This window comes from Mesonia sp. K4-1 (genome assembly GCF_008017825.1).
Classification (GTDB): Bacteria; Bacteroidota; Bacteroidia; order Flavobacteriales; family Flavobacteriaceae; genus Mesonia.
Genome location: NZ_VRLS01000073.1, coordinates 1 through 5,862, shown reverse-complemented (window position 1 = coordinate 5,862; position 5,862 = coordinate 1). Strand labels below are relative to the sequence as shown.

Here is a 5,862-nt window from a genome sequence, read left to right as displayed (position 1 = left end):
CCTTGTATCGTCCCTTCTCAACCAGCTTACGAGATGATCCCTAGTAGAAATGTAACTTTTAGTTTTAACCATATCGGTTATAAAGCAATTGAAGATTATGGCGATTCTAAATCTTTTTGTTTTGACGATCTGGGAGTGGAACCTGCAGGTAGGTTTTATGGTAAGGATTGTAATGTGCTAGGGGAGGTGCTGTTATCCCGGTATGAACTATACTTAAAAACGAAACGTAAAATCAAAACCCACGCCACTACCAACCTTAATGCGGAGGAATTGGAAGAGCGCTATGGTAATCGTGTTCGCAGTAGAATGCGAGAACTGTTTAATTTGATAGCTTTTGAAAAAAAAAGTAAAGACAAACGGGTATGATAAAACTTTCGGTACTTATCATATCGAGGACACAAATTTCTTTACCATTTTTATGGTAGCTCTTTCAACCAAAGGGTTTTCAAGCCTCTCAAATCGGAATCTGTACTTGCAATACAGATTTAACGCCTGTACCAATTGATGATTGGTATATAGAACCAAACTGTCCAGATTCAGTTCTTGAGCTTTTTCCAAAGCTTTATCCATTAATAACTGCCCGATCCTTAATCCCCGAAAACCTGGTTTCACTCCCATTTTTGCAAGCGTATATGCCTTGCCCGTAATCCGTTCCAAAGCAACGGAACCCACAATTTCATTTTCTATTGAAGCCAAATAAATATAGCCGTTTTTCTCCAGGATTTCTTTTCGAGGATTCTCAAAAAAGGATTTGTCATAGTCGGTGACCTCAAAATATCGGGTAAGCCATTGGTAATTTATTTCCCTAAAGGCATCCCTGTGAGAATCCTCATAAGGAATTATTTTTACGTTGGTCTTTTCTCTTTTCATATCAAAAATATTATTTTGCTTGTGGATGCTTTTTTATGAAACAATTTTAAGTTCCATCTTTATCCTGTTATCTTCTTTTTCAGCTTTCTTAAGCAAAAAGCCCAAATGCTCAAAAAAGCTTTTTTGATGGATTTCGCAGGTGACTTTAATTAGTTTCTTTTTCGGAAAACTCTGTTTGATGTGTTGAATTAAATGTTTTGTTACCCCTTGATTTCTATACTGTTCCAGCACAGCAATAGAATCGATTTTCATTCCATAATTTGTAATGTGTATAGCGATGAACCCTGTTGGCAAACCATTGAGACTGGCCAGAAAATAACTTGGTTTGCCTTCCATCACGTTTGGGTTAATTTCTTTGTCCGTCTGATGCGATAATAGTTCACGCTCTATGGCTTTGGCCAAATTTAGAGTAAATGAATTATCACATCTTTCGATGGTAAACTCCTTATCTTTGGACTGCTTTAAAATTTGGTCTGCTTTTTCATTGAGCCTTTCCAAAAGAGGTTTTTCATCCAGTCGCATCTCAACTTCAGTAAGGGCAATAAAAAGGTTATGTGGATTGGCTGTCACGTCAGAGAGGGTGCTTGCAATACTATCCCAATACGGCTTTAATTCGGTAACCATTTCCCGGCCTTTAGAGCTGAGCATAAGGTTTCGCTTTCGTTCATCCCGACTATCTTTCACGGAAGAAATAAGCCCATTTTTTTCAATTTCCTTTAATAAGCCAATGGCTGCGGGATGGCTTAATCCGATTTCCTTTGCCAGTTCCGTTACACTCAATTGGTTTGCTATGGACAGCACATAAATGGGGGGGAACCATTTGGTCTCAAAATTGATATCGTGTGCCTGATAAAATAAATTACCTGCATCCCTTAAGGTGTCCAATACATTTTGCAGCTTTGCCGCAATCGCCAATATTCCTGCTTTCTCTATCGTGTTCATATTATTTTTATAACCTAACAATGACTTTACCAACGGTATGACCGCTCGCTATTTGAGCGTGGGCATCCTCCATAGCATCAAATTCAATTATTTTTGAAATATGGGGTTTTAGAATCCCATCTTGCAAATAATCGGCGATTACCTTCATATCATTCTCATCGGATTTCACCGTGAATTTTAATCCTTTAATTCCATTTTTTGAGGCTTTTTCCGTGACTGCATCATTCTTGCCTGAGGGAATGGAAATAAGAACACCTCCCTTTTTTAGTAATGGAATGGAACGGTCTATGGTGTCCTCGCCTACCATATCCAGCACGATATCATAGTCTTTATGCTCTTTTTCCAACGCATCGGTCTTGTAATCGAGATGTTTGTCAGCACCTAGACCCAAAACGAATTCTTTATTTTTTTCAGAGGAGGTTCCCGCCACATAAGCACCCAGATGTTTTGCAATCTGAACGGCAAAATGCCCTACACCGCCGGAAGCAGCGTGAATCAGAATTTTTTGTCCGGATTTCAATTCTCCGAGATGAGCCAAAGATTGATAAGCCGTTAAAGCAGCCAAGCTTGTTGCGGCAGTCTCAAAATGGGAACGGTTTGAAGGTTTTTTTACTAAATCTGTAGCGGGACAAGCTACATATTCGGCATAGCTTTTTCCGTGTCCGGGAAAGTTTATAAGTCCAAAAACTTCGTCGCCTTCATCTAACTTTTCCGAACGGGACTGGGTTACCACCCCCGAAAGTTCCCAACCTAAAATAAGTGGATCCTCTTCTTGTAGCATAGGATAGATTCCCTTTCCTTTTTTTGTCTTTAAATCTATGGGGTTTATACCGATAGCTTTTGTCTGCACAAGCACTTCACCTTCCTTTAATTGTGGCAGTGGAAGTTCAGTATATTTAAGCTGATTGGCATTTCCGTTTTTCGATAAGATTATTGCTCTCATAATATTTTATTTACGCTGAGGAATATGTGCTATTCCTGAAATTTCGACCGAAGCTCCAAGTGGGAGATCCAGTACGGCGATACACGTCCTTGTAGGAAATTCATCCTTAAAATAAGTGCTGTAGATCGTATTGAAAGCTTCGTAGTCCTTCATACTTTTTAAATAGACGATAACACTTACCAGATTGATAAAATCTCCATCATTATTATTCAGTTGTATTTTTAGGTTTTCCTTCATTTATTTTGCCTCATTTTCAAAACTATCATTGGACAATTTTAAAGTTTGCGGATTAATCCCAACCTGGCCGGAAATATAAACGGTATTTTCTATTCGTAACGATGGGCTTAAAGGTGCTTTGTTTTGCATTTTGTCAAGATTTTAAAGGATTCTGAACTAATATGGGTGCCCAAAAATTTAGGCAAGCTTTTTCAATACCGCTACCCAGTTATCCATAAACGTATTCCGTTTTTCCTCCGAAAGCAGTTCAATGGAAAGAAATGGGTTTAGATCTTCCAATTCGACCAGAAGCAGGGAACCATCTTTCATTCTACAGGCATCCACTCGGGTAATTCCCGTTTTGATGTTGTTCCACTGTATAAACTGCTTGGCAAACTCCAAATCTTTAGAGGTTGCTTCGTATTCCTGAAGATCCCAGCGCTTTTCCTTGTGTGGCGCATACAATGCATATTGAAATTTGTCATCCAAATAGTAAAAAGAAACCTCATATTCAAAATCCAAAAAGGGCTGTATGAGTTTTTCCTCGGGCTTTGCTTTTAATAATTCTTCCTTGGTCAAAATTTCCATTCCTATGGAATCGGCCCCATTCTTTATCTTCACCATATACTTCTCGGGATTCCCAAGGGCATCAATGTTTGAAATATCATCTAAGGTAGGGATAACGGGGTATTGAGTATCCATCAAATCCAGTAAATATTGTTTTCCCTTGATATCTGCCTTACCGTCAAAGGAATTGAATATGTTGGTGTTTTCTTTTTTCACTGTATCCACAAAACGGTCAAAATAGTCCTGATAACCGATAACCGCTCCGGTATTCCTAAAGACGACAAGGTCTGCCTTGTCTAGCAATGCAATCGCCTGTTGTGGGTTTGCTATAAGGATATTGAAATATTCCCTTAGTCTTGAGGTAATAAATAGATCTTCTTCATAGTAATTTCTCCCGTTCGCTTTGAAATAAAGATCCGTCAAATATAATATTGTTTTCATAGCTAAAGTTTTTTACGTTCAAATTTACGTAAAATTATACATATATTTAAAGAATAAGTATAAAATTAATCTAGCACCATTCTATTATAGGTGTTTGACAGGGTTGATAGATCATTTTATGACAGTAAAGACCAAGATTAAGAACGGGATATGAACGAATTTTATCCAGCTATGTTACCTGCAAATCAAACATAAAATAAAGACTCACGCTACGATAAACCTACACGTTAATAAACCTGAAGAAAGCTACGATAACCGTGTTCACAGTAGAATGCGAGAACTATTTAATTTGATAACTTTTGAAAAAAAACACTAGGGATAAAAGAAAATAAGGATACCTAGATGCTTTTAAATAAGGAGGTGAGGATTTCTTTAATGATTTCCATTACGGCCATACATAGTTCTTTCATAATTCAATGTTTAGAGGGATATAGGTTTGTTTTATTGAAGCGTACTTTTGGGAATCAATACAAAAGTTTGAAGTCTTATTATATCTTAAATTGAAATTCCAAAGATGAAATAATCTCTTCCGTTACTCAGCAAAAATACAAAACTGACGTTTTTGAGCACTGCTTTCATTTTCCGTTTTTGGATTATCAACACCTTCCCTCTATCTATTCATAATATTTACTATCAAATGAAATTAAAATACAACAATAAAAGTGTATAATTATTTTATTTACAAATAATTGATATTCAAATATTTGAGTTCTAATATATGTAGTTTTATCATAGCAAAACAATACAATATTAAAACCATTACTTTATGAAAAAATCAATATGCTTGGCAACGTTTCTTTCGTTGTTTACCCCATCAGTTTTCGCTCAAATTGGAGGTATTGAAAATTCTGTTAATGATGTTTCCGATACCATACGTACTGTTTTTCCCATTATTCTCGGAGTGATTTTTCTAGTAGGATTTCTTTTTAATGCGGGTCACTTCTTCGGTGAGAACGCTGACCTAAAAAAAGGGATCACCCGAGTTCTCGTGTTCGTATTAATTGCGGGAGCGGTAGTAGGCATCTTTACCTATCTCATTGGTATTGTGGTTTAATGATCAAGAATTTTAAAGTTCAAATTTTAGGTATGAAAAATTTTATAGTATACAAAGATATCAGGAAAAGAGCCGTCATTTTTGGGCTGCCCATTTCCTTATTTGCCCTGATGATGATCTCTATAGTGACCTCTCTCTTGGTCATCATCTTCTCTTTTAGTTTTGGAGTTATTATAGGAGTAATTTCTATGAATGTTGGCCTGTATGTGTCATTGATACGCATAACAGGCAATCCCCATTTTTTTACATGGCAGAAAACCTTTCCAAAAATGATTAGCAATAAAAGAAATTCTGGACTCGACTATGAATAAAATTAACTTCACCTCATTTAACCCAATTATAGATATTCAGGACAATATCCTATTTGCCAATAATGGTAACGTAATCCTATGCTATGAAGTTAAGTTACCCGAAATCTATTCCCTTTCTGAAAAGGACTTCAGTGACATCCATGGGGCTTGGTTCCAAGCACTCAAATCTCTACCTATTGGAACCGTGGTACATAAACAGGATGTCTACCTGAAAAAAGAATATACCTCGAACGAATTGCCCGATCATACTTTTTTAGAAAAAGCCACCCATGATCATTTTAAAGGAAGGGAATATATGGAACACCGATGCTATCTCTTTTTTATCCTGACCAAGAACAAAGCACTCAACAATTCTAAATATGTAAACCCATTTAAAAAGGTTTCTAAAAGCATGGTAAGGGAAATGGATGATGTGGTAAAAAGTTTTATAAGTGCGGTAAGGGATTCGATTTCTTTTATCAATAATAGTCGAAAAATTCAAATAAACTCAGTGCTCTCTAAGGAGATAGAACAATTAA

The 5,862-nt window shown here is 36.6% G+C and carries 8 protein-coding genes and 1 pseudogene; 3 read left to right on the top strand and 6 right to left on the bottom strand.

Going from position 1 to position 5,862, the window contains the following annotated elements:
• A pseudogene (locus FT986_RS11700) lies at window positions 1-366 on the top strand (ATPase); the annotation flags it as partial.
• A gap of 18 nt (window positions 367-384) precedes the next feature.
• On the opposite strand, the gene FT986_RS11695 reads toward FT986_RS11700, so the two are convergent.
• The 6 genes from FT986_RS11695 to FT986_RS11675 are packed head-to-tail and all read right to left on the bottom strand — an operon-like array spanning window position 385 to window position 3,979.
• Complete coding sequence (locus tag FT986_RS11695; protein ID WP_147865216.1) at window positions 385-870, bottom strand: GNAT family N-acetyltransferase; 486 nt, start codon at window positions 868-870, stop codon at window positions 385-387.
• A 33-nt stretch (window positions 871-903) separates the two neighbouring features.
• Entirely contained in the window at window positions 904-1,812 is a 909-nt protein-coding gene (locus tag FT986_RS15985) for a helix-turn-helix domain-containing GNAT family N-acetyltransferase (protein WP_187248626.1), read from the bottom strand.
• A gap of 7 nt (window positions 1,813-1,819) precedes the next feature.
• Window positions 1,820-2,755 carry an NADP-dependent oxidoreductase gene (locus FT986_RS11685; protein ID WP_147865215.1) on the bottom strand — a complete coding sequence of 312 codons (936 nt, stop codon included), beginning with the start codon at window positions 2,753-2,755 and terminating at the stop codon, window positions 1,820-1,822.
• 6 nt (window positions 2,756-2,761) lie between these two features.
• Complete coding sequence (locus FT986_RS11680) at window positions 2,762-2,992, bottom strand: RidA family protein (protein WP_147865214.1); 231 nt, start codon at window positions 2,990-2,992, stop codon at window positions 2,762-2,764.
• Window positions 2,993-3,121, bottom strand: a complete 129-nt coding sequence (locus tag FT986_RS16105; protein WP_222706203.1) for a RidA family protein — start codon at window positions 3,119-3,121, stop codon at window positions 2,993-2,995.
• A 48-nt stretch (window positions 3,122-3,169) separates the two neighbouring features.
• Window positions 3,170-3,979 (bottom strand): hypothetical protein, encoded by an 810-nt coding sequence (locus FT986_RS11675; protein ID WP_147865213.1) that lies wholly within the window; start codon window positions 3,977-3,979, stop codon window positions 3,170-3,172.
• A gap of 766 nt (window positions 3,980-4,745) precedes the next feature.
• Here FT986_RS11675 and FT986_RS11665 point away from each other — a divergent pair.
• Together FT986_RS11665 and FT986_RS11655 are read left to right on the top strand one after the other, a co-directional pair.
• The gene (locus FT986_RS11665) at window positions 4,746-5,033 is read left to right on the top strand and encodes a hypothetical protein (protein ID WP_111540363.1); all 288 of its coding nucleotides are present in this window, start codon (window positions 4,746-4,748) and stop codon (window positions 5,031-5,033) included.
• A gap of 303 nt (window positions 5,034-5,336) precedes the next feature.
• Window positions 5,337-5,862: DUF3875 domain-containing protein (locus FT986_RS11655; RefSeq protein ID WP_147865211.1), on the top strand; the 526-nt coding region annotated here is incomplete at its 3' end.